Source organism: Ottowia oryzae, from assembly GCF_003008535.1.
Classification (GTDB): Bacteria; Pseudomonadota; Gammaproteobacteria; order Burkholderiales; family Burkholderiaceae_C; genus Ottowia; species Ottowia oryzae.
In genome coordinates this window covers 983,401-1,005,790 of the sequence record NZ_CP027666.1, presented here as the reverse complement: position 1 = coordinate 1,005,790, position 22,390 = coordinate 983,401, and the positions used below count along the sequence as shown (strand labels likewise).

Genomic DNA, 22,390 nt, shown 5'->3' with positions numbered 1-22,390 from the left:
TTGCCAGCCTCCACGCCGCACGACAGGGGCCGTCAACCGGCCTTTGAGCGATTCCAGGCGGATCAGCGCATGCACCATCCGTCAATATGTCGTTTGTTCTAAGGTATTCAGCGGAACATTGACTTACAATTGTGTGGCTTGGGCGCCACTTCGCTGCGCCTTTTCGCACAGCCTCCGCCCATCTTCGACAGGACAAGCCACCCATGACCCGCTGGATCGCACGTTTCGCCTTGATGGCCGCCGCCTGGGCGCTCAGCGCTGCAGCCTGGGCGCAGGCCGTTGTCGCGCCCGGCCCTTCCAACAATAGCCAAAGCGTCCTCATGTTTGACGTGCAGGCCGTCAACGCGCTCACCGTCACCGGCTTGTCGACCAACATGAACAGCTCGGGCACTACCTCAATCGAAATATGGGGCCGCAGCGGCTCACATGTCGGGCACACGAGCAGTACCTCAGGTTGGACGTTGCTGGGCACCACCGCGAGTTTTTCTGCGGTGTCGGGCACCGTCTACAGCATTCCGTTGGCCTTGAGCGCGCCCGTGCCAGCCGGTGACACCTACGCGTTCATGATTCGCTCGACTGTCAACTCCATCTCTATCGGGTACGCCAATGGCGCGGGCACGCCAGGGGTCACCACCGTCGCGTAGGACGCCAACCTGCGGGTGCTTGAAGGAACAGGAGCGGACGTTAGCCTGACATCCAACTTCACCCCCCGCCAATTGGTCGGCGAAGTGCGCTACACACTCGGGAACACGCCACCGACTTCGGTGCCCACCCTTGGCCAGTAGTCGCTGCAGTACTACAACGAGCAGAACGCCGAAGCGCGCAAAGACGGCACGCTGATCACCAGCGGGCCGGAATACCAGCGCGTGTACAAGGTCATGCAGCGGCTGGTGCCGCAGGTGGCCACGTTTCGGCCCGACGCCGCCCGCTGGCCGTGGCAGCTGGTGCTGATCAACGAAGACACCGTCAACGCGCACGTGATGGCGGGCGGCAAGATCACCTTCTACACCGGCCTGATCCGCAAGCTGAAGCTGACCGACGACGAGATCGCCGCCGTGATGGGCCACGAGATGGCGCATGCGCTGCGCGAGCATTCGCGCGAGAAGATGTCGCAATCGGCCGCGGGCGACCTGGCCGTGTCGATCGGCGGCGCCTTGCTGGGCCTGGGCAGCGGCGCCACGCAGATGGCCAGCATGGGCAAGCAGCTGGCGCTGGATTTGCCCTTTTCGCGCAGCATGGAGAGCGAGGCCGACCTGTACGGCCTGGAATTGGCCGCCCGCGCCGGTTACGACCCGCGCGCGGCCGTCACGCTGTGGCAGAAGATGGCGCAGCTGGGCGGCGGAGGCGGCCCGGCCTTCATGTCGACCCACCCGGCATCGGCCGACCGCATCGCCGCGCTGCAAGCCAGCGTGCCGCGCGTGATGCCCTTGTACGAAGCGGCGCGCGTGCAGCGCTGACGCGGCCTGCCGTGCCTTGGGCTGGCGCCGCGCGGGCGCTGGCCGAGCCGCCCTTCCCGCATCCTGCTTCCCGTTCAGTGGCGCGCCTTCGGGTACGCACCACCCGCGCCTGATGCAGGCTGCCCGCGCCATGCCAGCGGCCGGCATGCGCGGGCTATATTCCCCGCAGGAGGAAGCGCATGAACGCTTGGCGATTCTGGTTGAAAAAGCTCACGCGGCGCATCTGGTTCCGCTCGGTCGTCTACAGCATCTGCGGTGTGTTGCTGGCGCTGGTGGCGCGGTTTCTGGCGCCGTTGCTGCCCGACGGGTTTGAGTCCAACGTGGGGCAGGACGCGGTCGGCTCCATCCTCCAGATTCTGGCGGCCTCGATGCTGGCGGTGACCACGTTTTCACTCACGACGATGGTCGGCGCGTATTCCGGCGCGTCGCAGGCCACGCCGCGATCCACGCAGCTGCTGATGGCCGATTCCACGTCGCAAGAAGCGCTGTCAACTTTCCTGGGCGCCTTTCTTTTCTCCATCGTCGGCATCATTGCGTTGTCTACCGGGTACTACGGCGAGCGCGGGCGGCTCATCCTCTTCGTGGGCACGCTGGCCGTGGTGCTGCTGATCGCGATCACGCTGCTGCGGTGGATTTCGCACATCACGGGCTTTGGCCGCACGTCAGACACCATCAACCGCGTGGAAAGCGCGACGCTGGCGGCCATCGGGGAGTTCCGCCGCTCGCCGCATCTGGGCGCGCGCCCGGCCACGGCGATCCCGCCGGGCGCCCACGCCATCTACACCGCCGCGCCCGGCTACGTCACGCAGATCAACGTCAAGGCGCTGCAGGCCAGGGCGCGCCAGCACGAGGTGAACGTGCACGTGGTCGCCCTGCCGGGTACCTTGGTGCACCCGAATCGCCCGCTGCTGTGGGTGACCGGCGATGCGCCAGACGACGCCGATCAAGCCGCCTGGGCCAGCGCGTTCGAGCTGAACCCGCGAAGGATGTTCGACCACGACCCACGCCTGGGCCTGATCGCCCTGTCCGAAATCGCGTGCCGCGCGCTGCCGCCAACCAGCAACGACTACGGCACCGCGATCGACGCGATCAACGCCTTGCAGCGGGTGTTTTTCTCGATCCTCGCGCCTGCCGAGGATGCCGACCAAGCCGCCAGCATCGACCGTAACGACGAAGGGCGCGTCTTCATGCCCCAGCCGTCGCTGGACGACATGGTGGAGGACGCCTTCCGCGCCGTGGCCCGCGACGGTGCCACGGCGATCGAGGTCATGACGCGCCTGTGCAAGGCGCTGGAAGGCCTGGCTGCCGCATCGCCGGAGAAGGCCGAACCCTTCCGGGCGATGGCGCGCCAGGCCGTGGCACGCGCCAGCCTGGTCATGCCATACGAGCCTGACCAGCGGGCGCTGTAGGCGCTGGTCGAGCCGTGGGCGTGAAGGCCGCTGCGGCCGCGCGCAACGTGGTCGCCATGCGGCCTACCGCCGCACCGTGACTGCGCCCATGCGCCATGCGCGGCACCGCCATGCCAGGCTCATCCGCGATTGGATAAGAAAACCGCCTTCAGCGCTTACCCCATGTGCGCTGACAGCTATCAATTTTGAATAATCAGCCCACCGAGGCACGCGCCGCCTGCAGCGTGGCGCGCGTGGCCAGCGCCGCAGCGCGCGCCGCGTCGGCAAAGTCGGCGCCGCTGCTGGCGTACAAGATCGCGCGCGAGCTGTTGACGATGACGGGGCCGGTGGTGGCACCCGCCGCGTCGCCGCGCCAGCCCGCCTTGACGGTGGCGGCCGCATCGCCGCCCTGCGCGCCCACGCCGGGGATCAGCAGGGGCAGCGTGGGGGCCAGCGCGCGCACGCGCTCGATCTCTTGCGGGTAGGTGGCGCCCACCACCAGGCCCAGCTGGCCGTTCAGGTTCCAGGGGCCTTGGGCCAGGCGGGCGACGTGTTCGTACAGCAGCGGCTGGCCTTGCACGCTGGCCAGGCGCTGGTTTTGCAGATCGTCGCCGCCGGGGTTGCTGGTGCGGCACAGCAGGAAGGCGCCCTTGTTCTTGTAGCGCAGGTAGGGCTGCACCGAATCAAAGCCCATGAAGGGTGACAGTGTGACGGCGTCGGCGCCGTAGCGGTCGAACGCCTCGGCGGCGTACTGCTCGGCGGTGCTGCCGATGTCGCCGCGCTTGGCGTCCAGGATGATGGGCACGTGCGGGGCGATCTCGCGCATGCGGCGCATCAGCCGCTCCAGCTGCGCCTCGGCGCGGTGCGCGGCGAAGTAGGCGATCTGCGGCTTGAAGGCCATGGCCAGGTCGGCCGTGGCTTCGACGATGGCGGTGCAGAAGGCGTAGATGCCTTCCGGGTCGCGCGCGATGCCGGCAGGAAAACGGGTGGGCTCCGGGTCCAGGCCGACGCACAGCATGGACTGGTTCTGGCTTTCGGCCGCGCGCAACTGATCGAGAAAGTTCATGCCGCCGATTCTAGGTAGCCCGCCCGGGCTTTCGGCGCCGCAAGGCGTGCCGAAATGGGGCGCGCCCTAAAATTGCGGGCTTGGCCGCTCACCTGGGCGGCCGCGCTTTGAGTTTTGCACCCCATGGATAAGCCCGCCGTTCGCCCCCGCGTCCCTCATTTTTCGTCCGGCCCGTGCGCCAAGCGCCCCGGCTACGACCTTGCCAACCTGGACGTGTCCGCGCTGGGCCGATCGCACCGCTCGGCGCTGGGCAAGAAGCTGCTGGGCCTGGCGTGCAGCGAAACGGCGCGCATCCTGGGCCTGCCTGAGGGCTTTCGCGTGGGCATCGTGCCCGCGTCGGACACGGGCGCGATGGAGATGGCCATGTGGTCGCTGCTGGGCCCGCGCGGCGTGGACGTGCTGGGCTGGGAAACGTTCGGTCTGACCTGGGTGAAGGACTTGAAGGACCAGCTCAAGCTGAGCGACCTGAACGTGTACACCGCGCCCTACGGCGCCCTGCCCGACCTGTCGCAGGTGGACAGCGCGCGCGACGTGGTCTTCGCCTGGAACGGCACGACCAGCGGCGTGTGCGTGCCAGATGGCGAATGGATCGCCGCCGACCGCCAAGGCCTGACGCTGTGCGACGCCACCAGCGCCGCCTTCAGCATGGATTTGCCGTGGGACAAGCTGGACGTGACCACCTTCTCCTGGCAAAAAGCGCTGGGCGGCGAAGGCGCGCACGGCATGCTGGTGCTCAGCCCCCGCGCCGTTGAACGGCTGGAAAGCTACACCCCGCCCTGGCCCATGCCGAAAATCTTCCGCATGACCTCGGGCGGCAAGCTGATGGAAAGCATCTTCGTGGGCGACGTGATCAACACGCCGTCGATGCTGTGCGTGGCCGATTACCTGGACGCACTGGCCTGGGCCGACCAGCTGGGCGGCGTGCCCGCGCTGATCGCGCGCAGCCGCGCCAGCCTGAAGGTGATCGAAGACTTTGTCGCCACGCACCCCTGGGCGCACTTTCTGGCGCAGACCGAGGCGACGCGCTCGTGGACCAGCGTGTGCCTGACGCTGGACCTGCCCGACGACAAGGTCAAGCAGCTGGCCAAACTGCTGGAAGCCGAAGGGGTGGCCTACGACATCAACGCCTACAAAGACGCCCCCGCCGGCCTGCGCATCTGGTGCGGCGCCACGGTAGACCCGGCCGACGTGGCCGCGCTGATGCCGTGGGTGGAATGGGCGTACGGGCAGATGGCGGCCTGAGCGGCAGCTGACTCGATTACTATCGATTAGATAGCTGCCAGCGCTTTACCCACGGGCGCTGGCGGGCGATCTGATCAATGAACCGGACACGCTTTGAGGCATGTCTTCTGACTGGGCCACCTGCGTGTGGCAAGAGGTGAAGATGGGCTTTATCGCCGCGCGCAGCAAGCTGCAGGTGGTGGACGAAGCCACGGGCCGCAAAGGCGTGGCAGAGACCGCGCTGGCCGCCGCGCCCTGACACTGGCGGGCCTGATCGCGCTATAACCAAGCGAATCAGGCCCTGGCGCCCATCAGGCGGGCGCCAGCAGCTTCAAAAAGCGTAGCGCGCACCAATGCTGATGCTGCGCCCCATCAGCGGCGCCTGGTCCTTGATGAACGACACGTGCGAATACGCCAGCTTGTTCGTCAGGTTGGTGCCGCGCACGTAGAACAACCAGCTGCGCCCCTCGGACGTGGGCAGCCGGTACGAAGCGCCCAGGTTCAGCATGCCAAAGCCGGCGGTGGGCGTTTCGTACGCAGCCAGCTTGCGCGCGGCGGCGGTCTGCACCCATTCGACCATGCCTTCCCAGCCCTGCCAGCGCGCGTCCAGGCGCACGCCGGCGCGCGCCGGGGCTACGCGCGGCAGGCGGCTGCCGTCGGCCAGGCGGGCGTTCACCACGTCGCCGAACAGCGTCACGCCCAGGTTGCGCGTGATGCGCTGGCGAATGTGCCCCTCCAGCCCGGTGAAGCGCGCGCTGGCCTGCGTGTACTGCAGCAGCTGCACGCCGTCCACGGCATCCAACGTCTGGCCGTAGACGTAGCCGCCGATGCGGTTGTGGTACGCGTTCACGCCGAAAGTGGTGTCGCCGCTGGTCTTGCTCAGGCCGATGTCCAGGTTGTTGGAACGCTCGGCGCGCAGCGTGTCGCTGCCGATCTCGTAGGTGCGCGTGGCCATGTGCAGGCCGCGCGCAAACAGCTCTTCGGCCGTGGGCATGCGCTGCGCGTGGGTGAAGCTGGCGGCGACCTGGTAGCCCGGCGTGAAGCGCCATGTAGCGCCCAGCGATGCCGACGTGCCGTTGTGCTTGCGCACCACGTCGGATTCTTCGGCGCGCACTTCCTGGCGCTCATGGCGCAGTGCGCCTTCCAACTGCCAGTCGTTCCACTTGAGCGTTTCCAACCAGAACAGGCTGGTGCGGCGCGTGCGCGTGGGCTGCACGTAGGCTTCTTCGCCCAGGGCGCTGAACTTGCGGTCGCTGCTGGCAATGCCAAACACGCCGCGCCAGCCCAGGATGGGCTTGTGCTCCAGCTCGACGCGGCCGCTGAAGCCCTTGTTGCGGAAGGTGGTGGCCACCTCGTCGCCTTCCTTTTCGTCGTGCTTGTAGTCGGTCACGCCCAGGCGCAGGCGCAGGCTGTCGAACCCGGCGAAGGGGTCGCGCAGTTCGCCGCGCACGTCCCAGCGGCCGCTGCGCAGGTCCACCACGGGCACACCGTGGTCGTGCTCGTGGTCATGGTCGTGCCCTCCGTCGTCATGGGCGTGGTCGCCATGGCCACCGCAATGCAGGTGCGTGCCGTGCGGGTGGCAGTCTTCGATGTCGTGGTCGTGCCCCGGCAGGCCGTAGCGCGCCCGCTGCTGCGTGTATGCCACACCCAGGAAGCCGCGCGAGCCCACCCAGGAAAGGCCCACGCTGCCGGTGCTGGTGCGGTTGAAACTGCCTTGCACACGTTGGCCGCCTTCCCAGCCGCGGCCCACGGCGTAGTCGCCATCGTCGCGGCCCACACCTTCGACGTGCAGCACCAGCGGGCCCTTGCCCACCGTGACCTGCGCGGCGCCTGCCTTGCCGCGCGCAGCGGAATCGGCGCGCAGCTCGGCGCTGCCTTCCACGCCTTTGGCGGGCGCGGCGGTGGGCACCTTGTTGTCCAGCACGTTCACCACGCCGCCCACGACACCACCGCCCTGGATCAGCGCGGACGGGCCGCGCAACACCTCGATCTGGCGCGCGAGCATGGGCTCGGACGTGACCGCGTGGTCGGGGCTGATGGAGGACGCGTCCTGCTGCTCGGCGCCGTCGCTCAGGATTTGCACGCGCGGACCGTCCATGCCGCGGATCACCGGGCGGCTGGCACCGGCGCCAAAGTGGCTGGCGCGAATGCCGGGCTCGGCCTCCAGCGTCTCGCCCAGGGTGGCGCCGCGGCGCTGCACGAGTTCGTCGCCTTCCAGCACCGATGCGGGGGCTGCCATTTCAGCGGCCGAGCGGCCCAGGCCGTCGGCCGACACGGTGACGCTTTGCAGCGAGGGCACATCGTCGGTGGGTGCGTTGTCCGGCACGTTGGCCGTCGGCGCCTGCGCCCAGACGTGTGAGCAGAGAACGCCTGTGGCCAATGCCGGGGCGACGCGCGGCCAGGGGCGCGCCGCAGCCCGCGCGGCGCGGGCCAAGATCGAGAGTCGGTTGTGAATGCGTTGCATGGTTTGCGATAGGGCAAAGTGGGCGGCACGGCAGGGCGCGCGAAGCAGCGCCCAGGCACCAGCGGCCCAGAGAATTCAAGGGATGCGCCGCCCATGGCAGCCAGCGGCGTGCGGGGCGAGACGCGGGGTGAAGCCTTGCCGCGCAGGCGAATCGGGCGCGGGCCCATCGGCGGAGCGCACACAGGCGCACTGCCATGGGCAGGGCTTCAGGAATGGCGAAGAGAAAGCGCTGGCTGTGCGCCAGCGTCAGGCGCGCAGCGGCGGGGCGCGGGCGTGGTACGCGGCGCGGCGCGGCTCGGTGGCAGCGAAGGCGCGCCAGACGGGCAGCTGATCGCTGGGCGCGGCGTGCGCCAGCCACAGCGCCGGCTCGGTGCCGGGGGCGGAGCCGTGGACCAGCTGGTCCAGCAGCTGGCAGTTCAGCTCAAGGTGGTGGCCAAAGAGATGCGCCAGCCAGCCCTCGTGCTCGCTGCTGTGCATCGCCGCAGGGGCAGCGGCGCGCACCGCGGCGGTGACCAGGCTGTGCGGGCCCTCAGCGGGGTGGTGGGCGTAGCGGTGAAGCTGCCCCAGCTCCCCTGCGACCAGCAGCGACCAGCCCAGCAACGCCAGCAGCACGCTGCGCTGCCAACCCGCGGCGCGCCGGGCCAGGGGCCACGGCCGCCACAGCGGGTGAAAACGCAGGCGCTGCATGGCGAGGAAAACGGTGGCGAAGGGCGCGGCGCGCGCTCAGCCCACCAGGCGTTGCATCGCGTCGCGGTACTTGGCGGCGGTGCCGGCGACCACATCGTCCGGCAGGCGGGGCGGCGGGGGCTGCTTGGCCCAGGGCTGGCCGTCCACGGTGGCCTGTTCCAGCCAGTCGCGCAGGTACTGCTTGTCGAAGCTGGGCGGGTTTTCGCCTTCGCGGTACTGGTCGGCCGGCCAGTAGCGTGAGCTGTCGGGTGTCAGGACTTCGTCCATCAGCACCAGCTCGCCCGCGGCGTTCAGGCCGAATTCAAACTTGGTGTCGGCAATGATGATGCCCTTCTTCGCGGCGATGGCTGCGGCGCGGCTGTACAGGGCGATGGCGGTGTCGCGGATCTGGGCAGCCAGCGGCTCGCCCACCATGTCGACCGTGCGCTCGTAGGTGATGTTTTCGTCGTGCTCGCCCACCTCGGCCTTGGCAGCGGGGGTGTAGATGGGCTGGGGCAGCTGGCTGGCGTTGCGCAGGCCGGCGGGCAGCGGCACGCCGCAGACGGACTGGCTGTCCTGGTATTCCTTCCAGCCGCTGCCGGCCAGGTAGCCGCGCACCACCGCCTCGATGGGCACGGGCTTCAGACGCTGCACCAGCATGCTGCGGCCGGCCACCTGCGCCACTTCGTCCGGCGCCACCACGCTTTCGGGCGCTTCGCCGGTCAGGTGGTTGGGCACGATGCCTTTGAGCTGCTCAAACCACCACAGCGCCATCTGCGTCAGCAGTGCGCCCTTGCCGGGGATGGGGTCGTCCATGATGACGTCGAACGCGCTGATGCGGTCGCTGGCCACCATCAGGATGCGGTCGTCTCCCACCGCGTAGTTGTCGCGCACCTTGCCGCGCGCAAGCAGGGGCAGGCTGTGCAAAGTGGAGGTGTGGACGGCGGCGGGGTTCATGGCGGGGTTTTCTGGATGGCGCTGCGCCGGGCACTGGCCTTGCCCCTCGCGCAGCACAGGGGGAAGGCGCGTCAGCGACTCAGGAGTGCTTCAGGTATTCGAGGCCTGGTAGATCGACTCGATCGCCTTGTCCAGCACGCCGTTGAATTCGGCGTCGCTTTGCTGGGCCGACAGGCCTTCGGTCAGCGCGCGGCTGAAGCTGGCGATCACGCCGGGGTTCTTGGCCAGCAGGGCGTTGGAATCGTCGCGGTTGTAGCCGCCCGACAGCGCCACCACGCGCACCACGTTCGGATGCTTGACCAGCTCGGTGTACAGGCCGGCTTCGGTCGGGATGGTCAGCTTGAGCATCACCTTCTGATCTGCGCCCAGCGCGTCCAGCTGCTTGAGGATGGCGGCCTTGAGCAGCGCCTCGGCCTCTTTCTTGTCGGTGGCCTTGATGTTCACCTCAGGCTCGATGATGGGCATCAGGCCGGCGGCCAGAATCTGCTTGCCCACCTCGAACTGCTGGGCCACCACCGCGTCGATACCGGCCGGGTTGGCGCTGTTGATGACCGAGCGCATCTTGGTGCCGAAGATGCCCTTGGCCACCGCGCGGTTGAGCAACGCGTCCAGCTCGGGCATGGGCTTCATCAGCTGCACGCCGTCTTTTTCGTCCGCCAGGCCCTTGTCCACCTTCAGGAAGGGCACGACCTGCTTGGTGTTCCACAGGTACTGCGCGGCGTCCTGGCCGTCGAACTGGCGGTCCATCGTCATCTCGAACAGGATGGCGCCCAGTACGCGGTTGCCGCCGAACGAGGGGCTGGTCACGATGCGGTTGCGCATGGCGTGCACCAGGTCGTACATCTGCGCCTCGTTGGCATAGGCGCTTTCTTCCACACCGTAGAGCTTCAGCGCCTTGGGCGTGCTGCCCCCGCTTTGGTCGAGCGCGGCGACAAATCCCTGGCCACTGGCCACTTTCTTGAGCTGGTCCTGGTTCACGGTCGTTTTCCTTATACAGATCGTCGTCGGGGCAGCCCTGGCGGCTGCGCGGAAATCAACCGCAGATTGTAGGTGCCCAGGCGCAGCGCTCAGCGCGCCAGCAAGCGCGTGCCGTGCGCCAGCGCGGCCAGCGCGCCCGCCGCGTCGCCCTCGTACACGGCGCGGGCGATGGCGCCGTCCATCAGGGTGCACAGCAGCGCCGCGTCTTCGCTGGTCGGCGTGCGCGCGGGCGGCGCGTCGCCGGACAGTTGCAAGCGCTGCAGGCGGCGAGCGACGGCCGCCTTGTGTTCGGCGGTGAGGGTGGCCACCTCAGGCAGGTCACCAGCCAGCTCTGCGGTGGTGTTCAGGAAGGCGCAGCCGCGAAAGCCTTCATCGCCCAGCCATTCGGCCAGCGCGGGTACCAGCGCGGCGACGGTGTCGCCGTGGCGGGCGAGTGCTTCGTCCAGCCACGCCATCCAGCGCGTGTGGCGATGGGCCAGAAAGGCCAGCACCAGATCGTTCTTGCTGGGAAAGTGCCGGTAGAACGTGACCTTGGTGACGCCCGCCTCGGCGATCACGCGGTCGATGCCGGTGGCGCGCACGCCGTCCGCATAAAACAGGCGAGCCGCCGTCCATAGGATGCGCTCCCGCGCGGGCAAATCGGGGGTGACGGGGGGTGGCGCGATGAGCATGACCGAGATGATAGACAGATCTGTCTACGTCAACTACATTGCGCGTAGACAAGTCTGTCTACCTTTCACCCAAACCCCCAGGAACGCCCGATGACCACCCGCCCGCCCCTGCCGCCTTTCACCGCCGAGACCGCCGCGCACAAGGTGCGCCTGGCCGAAGACGCCTGGAACAGCCGCGACCCCGACCGCGTGGTGCAGGTCTACACCACCGACACCGTGTGGCGCAACCGCGCAGAGTTCCCCGTGGGGCACGACGCCGTGCATGCGCTCCTCACGGGCAAGTGGGCGCGTGAGCTGGACTACCGTCTGATCAAGGAGCTGTGGGCCTTCACCGAAGCGCGCATCGCGGTGCGCTTTGCCTACGAATGGCACGACGATTCGGGCCAGTGGTTTCGTTCGTACGGCAATGAAAACTGGCAGTTCACCCCCGAGGGCCTGATGGCGCGGCGCCACGCCAGCATCAACGACCTGCCGATCAGCGAAAGCGCCCGCCTTTTCCACTGGCCGCTGGGCCGGCGCCCAGACGGGCACGCTTCGCTGACGGATCTGGGCCTGTAGGCGGCCTTAAGGCGTTTGTCAGCACCAACTGCATTTTTGATAGCTGCCAGCGCTGTCCGCGCCTGCGTCAGAGCCCAATTTGGCGCCTAAGCGCCGCCCCGCGCACTATGCCGGCCGGCATGCCGACTTAAGACGATGCTCAGATGCGCACGCGAGCATCGCGGGCATGTCTTCGGTACCCCCCCTGACCACCTCCGCCGCGCTGGATGCGGCGGCCCCAGCCCCGCACCCCGCCCAACGCAGCACCGTGGCGCTTGGGGCCATGGTGGCGCTGATCGGCCTGGCGCTGCTGGGCATGTGGGACGTCAGCGGTCTTGACCTGCCGCTGGCGCGGCTGTTTGGCGACGTGGGCGGCTTCGACTGGCGCAACCAGTGGTGGATGACGCGCGTACTGCACGACGGGGCGCGCAATGCATCGTGGGCGCTCACGCTGGGCCTGGCCGTCATGATCTTCTGGCCGCGCGGCGTGCTGCGTTGCCTGTCGCGCCGCGAACGCATCGGCCTGCTGATCGGGATGCTCGTGTGCCTGACCACCATGTCGCTGATGAAATTCACCAGCACCACCAGCTGCCCCTGGGACTTGAGCGAATTCGGCGGCACCGCCAGCTACGTGTCGCACTGGCGCTGGGGCGAGGCCGACGGCGGGGGCGGCCACTGCTTTCCCGCCGGGCACGCCACGGCCGGCTTTGCCTGGATAAGCGGCTGGTTCTGGCTGCGCGATCGCGCGCCGCGCGCCGCCACCGTGTGGCTGTGCGCCGCCTTGCTGGCGGGCACGGCGCTGGGCCTGGCGCAGCAGGTGCGCGGCGCGCACTTCATGAGCCATACCTTGTGGACGGCCTGGCTGTGCTGGAGCGTATCGGGTGCGGTGTGGTGGGCGCTGCGCCGCTGGGCCGCCCCGCGTTGACCGACGCTGACCGGCGTACCGGCTCCATCCACCGCATATTGGGCAAACCCTCTTCACAGGCGCGTCATGCTCATCCTTCAGGCTTCCGACATGCACGCATGGGACCGCTCGCTTTTCCTCTGGATCAACCTCGACGCGCAGTCGCCCGCCGCCCTGGTGTCGCTGGCGGTCGTGGCCAGTCGCTGGCTGCCCGCCCTGGGCGTGGCCGGGCTGGTGCTGGCGCTGCTGCTGGGGCCGCGCCGCTGGCGCCGCGCGGTGCTGGGCACTGCGGCGGCGATGGCGCTGGCCTGGCTGGGCGCCAGCCTGATCAAGCAAGGCGTGACCTCGCCTCGCCCCTTCGCGCTGGGGCTGGGCACGGATTGGCTGGGTCATTCGGGCGGCAATGGCTTTCCCAGTTCTCACGCCAGCGTGGCCACCGCCTTTGCGGTGTCCGCGCTGCTGAGCGGGTGGGCGCCCGCCGCGCGCTGGGCGTTGGCGCTGGCCGGCTTGCTGGTGTGCTGGAGCCGCATTGCCGTGGGGGTGCATTTCCCGTCCGACGTGATGGCGGCGATGCTGCTGGGCACTTTCTGCGCGGTGGCCGTTCAGGGCACGGCCCGCTGGCTGAGCGCGCGGCGCAGCGGCGCCCGGCGTTCGCTGGGCCGCGTGGCATAAGCGCTGCGTGCTGGCCGCCGTCAGCGCCCTGGCAGCGCACGCGGGCCTGGCCCGGCTGGCACGCGCGCGCCAGCGGCGGGCCCAGGCCGTCAGCTCACCCGGCAGATCTTGAGCATGTTGGTGCCACCGGGCGCGCCCATGGGCTCGCCGCAGGTGATGGCGTAAACGTCGCCCGCCACCACCACGCCCTGGCGCTTGAGGTGCGCCTCGGCCTGGGCCAGCGCTTCGTCGCGGTGGGCGCTGGTGTCCATCAGCATGGGGCGCACGTTGCGGTACAGCGCCATCTTGCGCTGCGTGACGGCCTTGGGCGTGAGCGCGTAGATCGGGATGCGCACGCGGTGGCGGCTCATCCACAGCGCGGTAGAGCCTGAATCGGTCAGCGCCACGATGGCCTTGGCGCCCAGGTGGTAGGCCGTGAACAGCGCGCCCATGGCAATCGACTGGTCGATGCGGGTGAAGGTGGCGCCGCTGAAATCGGCGTCCAGTTCCACCGGGTCGTGCTCCTCGGCCGCCTCGCACACGGCGGCCATTTGGCGCACGGTTTCCAGCGGGTATTTGCCGGCCGCCGTCTCGGCCGACAGCATCACGGCGTCGGTGCCGTCCAGCACGGCGTTGGCCACGTCGCTCACCTCGGCGCGCGTGGGCACCGGGTTGGTGATCATGCTTTCCATCATCTGCGTGGCGGTGATGACCAGCTTGTCGGCGTCGCGCGCCATGCGGATCATTTTCTTTTGCAGCGCCGGCACCGCGGCGTTGCCCACTTCCACCGCCAGGTCGCCCCGCGCCACCATGATGCCGTCGCTGGCCGCCAGGATTTCGGCCAGGCGCGGAATCGCCTCGGCCCGTTCGATCTTGGCAATCAGCCCCGGCTTGTGCCCCCATTCGGCACCGGCCACGTAGGCCAGCTGGCGCGCCATTTCCATGTCGGTGGCGCTTTTGGGAAAGCTGACGGCCAGGTAGTCGGCCTTCAGGCTCATGGCGGTCTTGATGTCCTCCATGTCCTTGCCCGTCAGCGCGGGCGCCGTCAGGCCGCCGCCCTGCTTGTTGATGCCCTTGTTGTTCGACAGCTCGCCGCCCAGCTTCACCACCGTGTGCACCGCATCGCCGCGCACCTCGGTCACCGTCAGCACGATCAGCCCGTCGTTGAGCAGCAGCGTGTCGCCGGGTTTCACGTCGCGTGGCAGCTCGCGGTAGTCCAGCCCCACGCCGTGCAGGTCGCCCGGCTCCTGGCGCGCCGCGTCCAGCACGAAGGGCGCGCCCGGCACCAGCATCACCTTGCCTTCGGCGAACTTGCCCACGCGGATCTTCGGGCCCTGCAGGTCGGCCATGATGGCGATGTCGCGGCCCGCGCGTTCGCTGGCCTCGCGCACCAGCCGGGCGCGCTCGATGTGGTCTTGCGCCGTGCCGTGGCTGAAGTTCAGGCGCACGACGTTCACGCCCGCGCGAATCATTTCTTCCAGCAGCGCCGGGTCGCTGGACGCCGGGCCCAGGGTGGCAACGATCTTGGTGGCGCGGTGGTTCATAGGGGGAAATCCTTGCAGCAAATCAGGGGGCGGCGCCCAGGCAGAAGGCGCCGTCGAAAGGGCGAACGGCTGGCTGGCATTCTGGCACGCTGATGCGTCAGGCGGTGGACGGCGGGCCTCTGCGGTCAGGCAAGCCGTCGGTCTTCAGGAATGAAAGCCTTTTCGGCCTCTAGCGCAGGCGTATCCAGCGCTGGCAGCTATCATTTTCAGAGTTAACAGCGCGGCGCGGCTACAGCTGCGATTCCAGCGGCAGAAAGCTCATCGCCCACACCAGCAGGCGCAGGCCGGCGCTGCTTTCGGGCTCATGGTGCCAGACGCGCTCGCCCTCCGCGCCCGTCCAGCGCAAGGCGCCCTGGCTGTCGTCCCACTGCACCTTCCAGGCCGCGGCGGGGCGCGCGCCTTGGTCGAACAGCTGCTTGACTTCGGCGGCCAGGCCGGGGTGGTCAAACACCACGCCCATCTCGGTGTTGAGCTGGGCCGAGCGCGGGTCAAAGTTGAACGAGCCGACAAAGCCGCGCTGCCCGTCCACCACGAAGGCCTTGGTGTGCAGGCTGGCGCCGCTGGAGCCCAGCAGCTCGCGGTCGGTCTTGGCTTCGCCGGGGCGCAGCTCGTACAGCTGCACGCCGTGGCGCAGCAGCGTTTCGCGGTAGCCGCGGTAGCCGGCGTGCACCAGCGGCACGTCGTTGGCCACCAGCGAATTGGTCAGCACGCGCACCTGCACGCCGCGGCGCGCCTGCCCCGACAGCATCAGCGCGCCGCCGTCGCCCGGCACGAAGTACGGCGAGATGACCCAGCTTTCTTGCCTGGCGGAAAAGAGCAGCGTCATCACGTCGTACAGCAGCCAGCCCGCCGGGTCGCGCCGCGCCCGCACGGCCGAGGCTTTTTCGGGCGGGTCGGACACCACGTGGATGCTGGGCGACCAGTGAATGGGCAGGTCGTCGCCGCGCAGTTTCTCGTCCAGATCGTCGCGCCCGGCCAGGGCCTTGATCCACGGGCTGGCGGCGGCGTCTGCCAGCCATTGCTGGCGGTGCTGCGAAAAGTCGTCCAGCGACCAGCGCGGCGGCGCCGTGTGCAGCGCGCCCAGCGGCACGACGGCGGCGGAATTCCAGAAGCGGTCGAAGTGGCCACTGGTCTCGCCCACGGCGGCGCCCAGCAGCAGCAGGTCGGCATCCTGGAAATTGGTGTCGGCCGACGCGTCGAAGTATTCGTCGCCCACGTTGCGCCCGCCCACCAGCGCCACGCGGTTGTCGGCGATCCACGCCTTGTTGTGCATGCGGCGGTTGAAGCCGATGAAGCGCAGGCCCATTTCCACCGCGCGCATGACGGTGCTGCTGCGGTTGCGCGCGGGGTTGAACAGGCGCACTTCGACGTTGGGGTGGCTGTCCATCGCGCGCAAGGCGTCGTCCAGGCCGCCCACGTTCATGTCGTCGATCAGCAGGCGCACGCGCACGCCGCGCTCGGCCGCGGCCATCAGCTCATGCTCCAGCAGCTTGCCGGTCATGTCGTGGCGCCAGATGTAGTACTGCACGTCCAGGCTGCGTTCGGCGGCGCGGGCCGAACGGGCGCGGGCCACGAAAGCCTGCACGCCGTCGTGCACCAGGGCGGCGCCGCTGGCTTCGGGCGCGTGCTGCGCCAGCATGGGCGCCACCAGCCGGTCCAGCCGGGTGACGGCCGGCGCCGCAGACAGCGCGGACGAGGGCTCGCCCTGCGCGCTGGCGGCAAACCGCCCCCACGACCACAGCGCCAGCACCGACAGCAGGGCCAGCACGAGCGCGGCGATGAAGGTCCAGCGCAGCACGGGCTTCACCATCAAATCACCCTTTGGCGCTGACTGGGCTGGCGCTGGCAGCTATGCTTTTAGAAGCAAAATGCGCGGCCAGCTTCAGCCGGCGGCGCGCTTGGCCAGGATCTCGAAGGCCGGCAGCGTCTTGCCTTCCAGCACTTCCAGAAACGCGCCGCCGCCGGTGGAGATGTAGCCCACGTCTTTTTCAATGCCGTATTTGGCGATGGCCGCCAGCGTGTCGCCACCCCCGGCGATGCTGAAGGCGGGCGACGCGGCAATCGCCTTGGCAATGGCCTGGGTGCCGCCGGCGAACTGGTCGAACTCGAACACGCCCACCGGGCCGTTCCAGACGATGGTGCCGGCCTTCATCAGCTGGGCGGCCAGGCGCGCGGCGGTGTCGGGGCCGATGTCCAGGATCAGGTCGTCCGGGCCCACGTCGGTGGCCGCCTTCACGGTGGCCTTGGCCGTCGCGCTGAATTCGGTGGCCACCACCACGTCGGTCGGGATAGGCACCTCGGCGCCGCGCGCCTTCATGGTGGCGATCACGGCCTTGGCTTGGTCCACCAGGTCGGCTTCCGCCAGGCTTTTGCCGATGGGCAGGCCGGCGGCCAGCATGAAAGTGTTGGCAATGCCGCCGCCTACGATCAGTTCGTCCACTTTATCGGCCAAAGACTGCAGGATGGTGAGTTTTGTGCTCACTTTGCTGCCGGCAACGATGGCAACCAGCGGGCGCGCCGGGCTGGCCAGCGCCTTGGTCAGCGCGTCAAGCTCGGCCGCCAGCAGCGGGCCGGCACTGGCCACGGGGGCGAACTGCGCGATGCCGTAGGTGGTGCCTTCGGCGCGGTGGGCCGTTCCGAACGCATCGTTCACGTAAATGTCGCAAAGTGCGGCCATCTTGCGCGCCAGTTGCTCATCGTTCTTCTTTTCGCCCTTGTTCAGGCGGCAGTTTTCCAGCATGACGACCTGGCCGGGCGCGACCGGCACGCCGTTGTCCACCCAGTTGGCGACCAGGGGCACGTCGCGCCCCAGCAGCTCGCCCAGGCGCTTGGCCACGGGGGCCAGCGAGTCCTCAGGCTTGAACTGCCCCTCGGTCGGGCGGCCCAGGTGGCTGGTGACCATGACGGCGCCGCCCGCGTCCAGCGCCATCTGGATGGCGGGCACGCTGGCGCGGATGCGGGTGTCTTCGGTGATGTTTCCCGCCTCGTCCTGCGGCACGTTGAGGTCGGCGCGGATGAACACGCGCTTGCCCTGGACAGCGCCCTGGGCGCACAGGTCGGCGAAACGAATCACTTGCATGGGATGAGGTTCCTCTGAATCAGCGAAGGTGGGATCTAAGCGCGCGCCAGGTGCGCGGCGCTGGGCCCGGCGCCGAGGATTATAGAAATGGGCTGGGCCCACCCATGGCACAACGCTACATTAAACATAGCTGCCAGCGCAGTCTGTACCAGCGCCAAAGGCCAATTTGGCACCTGTACGCTGTGTGACCGGAAGATGACGGCCGCTGCGCCAGCGTGGCGCGCGTGCAGGTGGGGCGCCGCACTTTGGCCACCGCGCACTGACCGGCGGCACTGACCGGCGGCACTGACCGGCAGCACTGGGCGGCAAACCAGCCCGGCGCCGACGAACTCAATCGGTGCGGGCGCCGTTGGGTACGCCGTTGCCGTACTCTTTGCGCAGCTCGTTCTTCTGCACCTTGCCGGTGCCGCCCACGGGCAGCGCATCGACAAAGACCACGTCGTCCGGCACCCACCACTTGGCCACGCGGCCGGTCAGGAAGTCCAGGATTTCCTGCTTTTCCAAGGTTTGGCCAGGTTTGCGCACCACGAAGAGCAGCGGCCGCTCGTCCCACTTCGGGTCGGGGATGCCGATCACCGCGGCCATGGCCACGGCGGGGTGGCCCACGGCGGCGTTTTCCAGGTCGATGGAGCTGATCCATTCGCCGCCGCTCTTGATCACGTCCTTGGTGCGGTCGCGGATGGTCAGCACGCCGTCGGCGCTGATGGTGGCGATGTCGCCGGTGGGAAACCAGCCGTCCGCCAGCGCGGTGCGGTCTGCTTTGTAATAGCGCTCCATGATCCAGTGGCCGCGCACCATCAGCTCGCCCTGCGATTTGTCGTCGCGCGGCAGCGTGTGGCCGTTTTCGTCCACCACCTTGATCTCGATACCCGGCACCGGCTTGCCCTGGCGCGCAATGATGGCGTGGCGCTCAGCGACCGGGCGGGCCATGTCCTGGCGGCTGAGCACGCTCAGCGTGGCGACAGCGGTGGTCTCCGTCATGCCCCAGCCGTGGCGCACTTCCACACCGTATTGGTCGACAAACTTGGCGATCAGCGCCTGCGGCATGGCGGTGCCGCCCACCAGCGTGCGCTTGAGGTGGTTAAAGCGCAGGCCGTTCTGCTCGACGTGCTGGATCAGCCCCATCCAGATGGTGGGCACGCCCGCGGTCATGGTGACCTGCTCAGCCTCCAGCAGCTCGTACAGGCTGGCGCCGTCCAGCTTGGGGCCCGGCAACACCAGCTTGGCGCCGGCCACCAGGGCCGAATACGGAATGCACCACGCATTGATGTGGAACATGGGCACCACGGGCAGCGCCACTTCCTGCGGGGACAGGTTCAGCACCCCGCCGGTGCACGAGGTGAGCGCATTCAGCACGATGGCGCGGTGCGAATACAGCACGCCCTTGGGGTTGCCGGTGGTGCCGGACGTGTAGCACAGCGCGGCGCCCGCGGTTTCGTCCACCGCGGGCCAGTCGAACGTGGTGGGCTGGGGTGCGATCAATGCTTCGTAGCGCAGCACCTCGGGGCCGCCTTCGATGGCGGGCGTGTGCTCGGCGTCGCTCAGGCACACCCAGGCTTTCACGCGGGGGCAATGCGGGGCGATGGCCTTGATGAGCGGCGCGAAGGTGGCGTCGAACAGCACCACCTCGTCCTCGGCGTGGTTGACGATGTAGGCCAGCTGCTCAGGGTGCAGGCGCGGGTTGCAGGTGTGCATGACCATGCCGCCACCCGAGACGGCGTAGTACGCCTCCATGTGCCGGTGGTTGTTCCAGGCGATGGAGCCCACCACCGCCCCCGGCTGCAGCCCCAGGCCGCGCAGCGCGTGCGCCAGTTGCGCGGCGCGCGCGCCCATGTCGCGGTAGGTGTAGCGGTGCAGCGGGCCGTGCGTTTCACGCGAGACGATTTCCTGGTCGCCGTACTGGGTCATGCCGTGGTGCAGCACGCCGGAAATCGTCATCGGCTGGTACATCATCAGGCTGGGGGGTTGCATGCAGGTCTCCTTTTATGGGTGTGATGGGTGCGGCGGCGCACAGGGGCGCTGCTCGCCCGCGGGGGATGATATTCAGCCCGAGCGCGCCGCGCCGTCTCGCCTGAGACGCCGCGGCGATTGAAATGAAATCGGGCTCCAGCGCAAGCCCAACCTGCGCTGGCCGCTATCTTTTTTGAATATCTTGCCGCTTGGCAGCGCAGCGCCACCGGGGCGCGCACCCACAGTGGGATGGGGCAGCGCCGGTTTGGTTCAACCGGTTGGGCGGCGGGCACCGGGCCGCTGCAACGCCACCGTCAAGCGGGCGCGGCGCGATCAGCTGCGTCACCTGGCCATGACCCGTGCGGTGGCAGGCTGCCTGACTGTCTGACTGCCGGCGAGTGGGCAGGCCGGCGGCCCGGTTCACCGGCGCTCAGGGCGCGTCCCTCACCGCCCATTCCACCAGCTTGTCCAATGCGGGGCGCGCAGCGGCGGCGTTGGGGTGGTTGATGATGCCGACCACCGCGTATTTCGCGCCCGAGCGGCCGTAGGCGTACCCGGCGATGGCCGTCACGTCGCGCAGGGTGCCGGTCTTGAGTGTGGCGTTGCCGATGGCGTCGGAGTTGGGGTTGCGTGCGCGCATGCGGCGGGCAGTGCCGTCGATGCCCGCGATTGACAGCGATTGCTCGTACGCCGCCGCAGCGGGCCCGGTGCCCGCCTGCTGAAGCAGCGCGGTGAGCGAGGCGGCGGTCACGCGTTCGTTGCGCGACAGGCCCGAGCCGTTTTCCACCACCGGCGTGGTGCGCAGGCCAAAACGCTGGCGCCACCAGCGCGCCAGGGTGTTGCGCGATTCGGCAAAGCTGCCGTGGCGGTCGCCCGCAGCAGACAGCGTCAGGAACAGCTGCTGCGCCATCACGTTGTTCGAGTATTTGTTGATGTCGGCAATGATTTCCGTCAGCGGCAGCGAAAAGCCGGTGATGAGCGGCTGGCCGCTGGCAGGCCGCTCGGTCATCTTGACCTGGCCCGTCAGCGTGCCGCCCGCGTTGCGCCACATGGCGTCGATCACGCGGGGGGCGTAGCTGGCGGGGTCAACGTAGGCCACGCTCCAGGTCTGTTCACCGCAGCTGACCGGGTAGCGGCCCGCGAAGGTGAACTGGTTGGGGTGGGTGAAATCGGCCGCCACGCGCGACTTCCAGTTGCCGCAGGCGCCGGCGGTGCCCGCGATCTCGGGCGGAATGTTCAGCCCCGCGATGGGCGGCTCGCTTTCCACGCGCACGCGGCGCCCGCCCGCGTCGGGGAAGAACTTGAGCACCACCGCCTTGAAGTTGAGCAGCAGGCCGTCCGGCCCCACGTTGTAGGGGCGCAGCGGGTCGTCGTCAAAAGCGGCGGCGTTGTGCGCCGGCAGGCGAAAAATGCTGTTGTCCAGCAGGATGTCGCCCTTGATCTGGCGCACGCCCTTGTCCTGGATGGCGCGAATCAGGTCCTGCAGGCGCTCGACCACCAGCTTGGGGTCGCCGCTGCCCTGGATGACCAGGTTGCCGTTCAGCACGCCGTTTTGCACGTAGCCCTGGGTGAAGACGCGCGTTTTCCAGAAATAGCTGGGGCCCAGCATGTCCAGCCCGGCGTAGGTGGTGACCAGCTTCATCACCGACGCGGGGTTCATCGGCACGTCCGGCTGCCAGGCCAGGCGCGGGGCCGGCAGCGGCTGGGGCGCGGGCGCCGGGTTGCGTTCACCCGAAGGGTTGACCGGCTCCGGGACGCGGCTGACGGTGCCGGGCGGCGGTGGCAGCGGCGCCACCACCATGGCCACGGCGCTGGCGGGCACATCGGCGCGGGCCAGCACCTGGGCGATGTCGGGCGGCAGGGCGCCGGCCGCCACCCCTTGCGCCGCCACCCACGCCGGGGCGGCCGCGGCTGCAGCCGTGCACAGCGCCGCCCACTTCAGTCTCAGGATCATGAGTTCAAGTGTAGACCGCAGCGGGCCACGGCCGGCTACCGCAGCGCACCGGCGGGTGGGGGCGCCACTGCGTGCCAAGGCAAGCCAATGCGATCCATTTAAATCCTTTAGGGATCCATATTGCATTTGGTAGCACAAACGCATCACAATGGCGCTTTTCAGAGCCCGGAGGAGAGTTCACATGAAGCGCCACATCGCCCTGCTCACGCTATTGGCCGGCTGCCTGGCCGCAGCGAGTGCTGGGGCCCAGACCGTGTACACCTACACATCCCCGAACTACACCAGCGCCAGCGGCGACTTCACCACGGCGATGCAGCTAAGCGGCAGCTTTACCTCTGCCACCCCGCTGCCCGCCAACCTGAGCAATGTGCCCGTGGGGCCCGGCACCGCCTACCCGGTCACCTGGTCGTTCAACGATGGCGTGCGCAACTTCACCGATGCCAATTCGGCGCGGGTCTTCGGTGCGCTGAGCGACATGTATGTCAGCACCGACGCCACGGGCACCCTCACCTCCGCGCAGTTCTACCTGATGTCCCCCGGGCCCACACACACCGTGGGGCAGACCGTTCACATCATGCTGGCGGGCTCCGCCACCACCTCTGCACAGGACAACATGATCTGCAACGCTGTTACCGGCGGTCAGTGCACGGGCTTGGCCAACAGCCCGACGATGGGGTATGCATCGCCCGGCTCCAGTGTGATCGGCACGTGGACGCAGCGGGACATCACCCCCGCAGCGGCCGTGCCGGCGCTGGGCTGGCCTGCAATGGCCCTGCTGGCTGGTTTGATGGTGGTGAGCCTGGGCGTGCGTCGCAAGCTGGGGTGAATGGGGCAGACCACGGCCATCGCCCTCGGGTGGAGTGCGGCGCATGGGTGGTGGCCGCGCACGGCCGATGTGACGGC

General features: G+C 68.7%; 20 protein-coding genes. 9 read left to right on the top strand and 11 right to left on the bottom strand.

What is annotated here, in order from left to right:
* Window positions 1-203 precede the first annotated feature (203 nt).
* The 3 genes from C6570_RS04640 (at window position 204) to C6570_RS04630 (ending at window position 2,866) form a co-directional block, all read left to right on the top strand.
* Complete coding sequence (locus C6570_RS04640) at window positions 204-644, top strand: hypothetical protein (protein ID WP_106702180.1); 441 nt, start codon at window positions 204-206, stop codon at window positions 642-644.
* A 222-nt stretch (window positions 645-866) separates the two neighbouring features.
* A complete protein-coding gene (locus C6570_RS04635) occupies window positions 867-1,457 on the top strand; it encodes a M48 family metallopeptidase (RefSeq protein WP_211297645.1) in 591 nt (196 codons plus the stop codon).
* 179 nt (window positions 1,458-1,636) lie between these two features.
* On the top strand, window positions 1,637-2,866 hold the full coding sequence (locus tag C6570_RS04630) for a DUF2254 domain-containing protein (protein WP_106702178.1): 1,230 nt from the start codon (window positions 1,637-1,639) through the stop codon (window positions 2,864-2,866).
* Between the two features lie 193 nt (window positions 2,867-3,059).
* Here the strand turns inward: C6570_RS04630 and pyrF are convergent, their stop codons facing one another.
* On the bottom strand, window positions 3,060-3,911 hold the full coding sequence (gene pyrF / locus C6570_RS04625) for an orotidine-5'-phosphate decarboxylase (protein ID WP_106702177.1): 852 nt from the start codon (window positions 3,909-3,911) through the stop codon (window positions 3,060-3,062).
* A gap of 123 nt (window positions 3,912-4,034) precedes the next feature.
* On the opposite strand from pyrF, the gene C6570_RS04620 reads away from it, so the two are divergent.
* A complete protein-coding gene (locus tag C6570_RS04620) occupies window positions 4,035-5,153 on the top strand; it encodes a phosphoserine transaminase (RefSeq protein WP_106702176.1) in 1,119 nt (372 codons plus the stop codon).
* Window positions 5,154-5,253: 100 nt separating this feature from the next.
* Window positions 5,254-5,391, top strand: coding sequence for a hypothetical protein (locus C6570_RS18120; RefSeq protein WP_164675454.1), 138 nt, complete (start codon window positions 5,254-5,256; stop codon window positions 5,389-5,391).
* A gap of 72 nt (window positions 5,392-5,463) precedes the next feature.
* On the opposite strand, the gene C6570_RS04615 is transcribed toward C6570_RS18120, so the two are convergent.
* From C6570_RS04615 to C6570_RS04595, 5 genes are all read right to left on the bottom strand, one after another.
* The gene (locus C6570_RS04615) at window positions 5,464-7,596 is read right to left on the bottom strand and encodes a TonB-dependent receptor domain-containing protein (protein WP_106702175.1); all 2,133 of its coding nucleotides are present in this window, start codon (window positions 7,594-7,596) and stop codon (window positions 5,464-5,466) included.
* Between the two features lie 246 nt (window positions 7,597-7,842).
* Complete coding sequence (locus C6570_RS04610; RefSeq protein ID WP_106702174.1) at window positions 7,843-8,283, bottom strand: hypothetical protein; 441 nt, start codon at window positions 8,281-8,283, stop codon at window positions 7,843-7,845.
* A 36-nt stretch (window positions 8,284-8,319) separates the two neighbouring features.
* Complete coding sequence (locus tag C6570_RS04605; protein ID WP_106704520.1) at window positions 8,320-9,219, bottom strand: phosphoribosylaminoimidazolesuccinocarboxamide synthase; 900 nt, start codon at window positions 9,217-9,219, stop codon at window positions 8,320-8,322.
* 90 nt (window positions 9,220-9,309) lie between these two features.
* The gene (locus tag C6570_RS04600; RefSeq protein WP_106702173.1) at window positions 9,310-10,197 is read right to left on the bottom strand and encodes a fructose bisphosphate aldolase; all 888 of its coding nucleotides are present in this window, start codon (window positions 10,195-10,197) and stop codon (window positions 9,310-9,312) included.
* 89 nt (window positions 10,198-10,286) lie between these two features.
* Window positions 10,287-10,868 carry a TetR/AcrR family transcriptional regulator gene (locus tag C6570_RS04595; protein WP_106702172.1) on the bottom strand — a complete coding sequence of 194 codons (582 nt, stop codon included), beginning with the start codon at window positions 10,866-10,868 and terminating at the stop codon, window positions 10,287-10,289.
* Between the two features lie 90 nt (window positions 10,869-10,958).
* Between C6570_RS04595 and C6570_RS04590 the strand changes: the two genes are divergently transcribed.
* The 3 genes from C6570_RS04590 (at window position 10,959) to C6570_RS04580 (ending at window position 12,981) form a co-directional block, all read left to right on the top strand.
* Window positions 10,959-11,426: a nuclear transport factor 2 family protein gene (locus tag C6570_RS04590; RefSeq protein ID WP_106702171.1), complete on the top strand. Its 468-nt coding sequence runs from the start codon at window positions 10,959-10,961 to the stop codon at window positions 11,424-11,426.
* A gap of 166 nt (window positions 11,427-11,592) precedes the next feature.
* Entirely contained in the window at window positions 11,593-12,330 is a 738-nt protein-coding gene (locus C6570_RS04585; protein ID WP_245896297.1) for a phosphatase PAP2 family protein, read from the top strand.
* A 66-nt stretch (window positions 12,331-12,396) separates the two neighbouring features.
* The gene (locus tag C6570_RS04580; RefSeq protein WP_106702170.1) at window positions 12,397-12,981 is read left to right on the top strand and encodes a phosphatase PAP2 family protein; all 585 of its coding nucleotides are present in this window, start codon (window positions 12,397-12,399) and stop codon (window positions 12,979-12,981) included.
* 89 nt (window positions 12,982-13,070) lie between these two features.
* Here C6570_RS04580 and pyk read toward each other — a convergent pair whose 3' ends face one another.
* From pyk to dacB, 5 genes are all read right to left on the bottom strand, one after another.
* On the bottom strand, window positions 13,071-14,504 hold the full coding sequence (gene pyk, locus C6570_RS04575; protein WP_106702169.1) for a pyruvate kinase: 1,434 nt from the start codon (window positions 14,502-14,504) through the stop codon (window positions 13,071-13,073).
* A 229-nt stretch (window positions 14,505-14,733) separates the two neighbouring features.
* The gene (locus tag C6570_RS04570) at window positions 14,734-16,314 is read right to left on the bottom strand and encodes a phospholipase D family protein (protein WP_106702168.1); all 1,581 of its coding nucleotides are present in this window, start codon (window positions 16,312-16,314) and stop codon (window positions 14,734-14,736) included.
* A gap of 72 nt (window positions 16,315-16,386) precedes the next feature.
* A complete protein-coding gene (locus tag C6570_RS04565) occupies window positions 16,387-17,583 on the bottom strand; it encodes a phosphoglycerate kinase (RefSeq protein WP_106702167.1) in 1,197 nt (398 codons plus the stop codon).
* A 330-nt stretch (window positions 17,584-17,913) separates the two neighbouring features.
* Window positions 17,914-19,554 carry a long-chain-fatty-acid--CoA ligase gene (locus C6570_RS04560; RefSeq protein WP_106702166.1) on the bottom strand — a complete coding sequence of 547 codons (1,641 nt, stop codon included), beginning with the start codon at window positions 19,552-19,554 and terminating at the stop codon, window positions 17,914-17,916.
* Between the two features lie 409 nt (window positions 19,555-19,963).
* On the bottom strand, window positions 19,964-21,487 hold the full coding sequence (gene dacB, locus C6570_RS04555; protein WP_164675490.1) for a D-alanyl-D-alanine carboxypeptidase/D-alanyl-D-alanine endopeptidase: 1,524 nt from the start codon (window positions 21,485-21,487) through the stop codon (window positions 19,964-19,966).
* Window positions 21,488-21,668: 181 nt separating this feature from the next.
* Here dacB and C6570_RS04550 point away from each other — a divergent pair, with 181 nt between their 5' ends.
* Window positions 21,669-22,313: a hypothetical protein gene (locus tag C6570_RS04550; protein WP_106702164.1), complete on the top strand. Its 645-nt coding sequence runs from the start codon at window positions 21,669-21,671 to the stop codon at window positions 22,311-22,313.
* Window positions 22,314-22,390 lie beyond the last annotated feature (77 nt).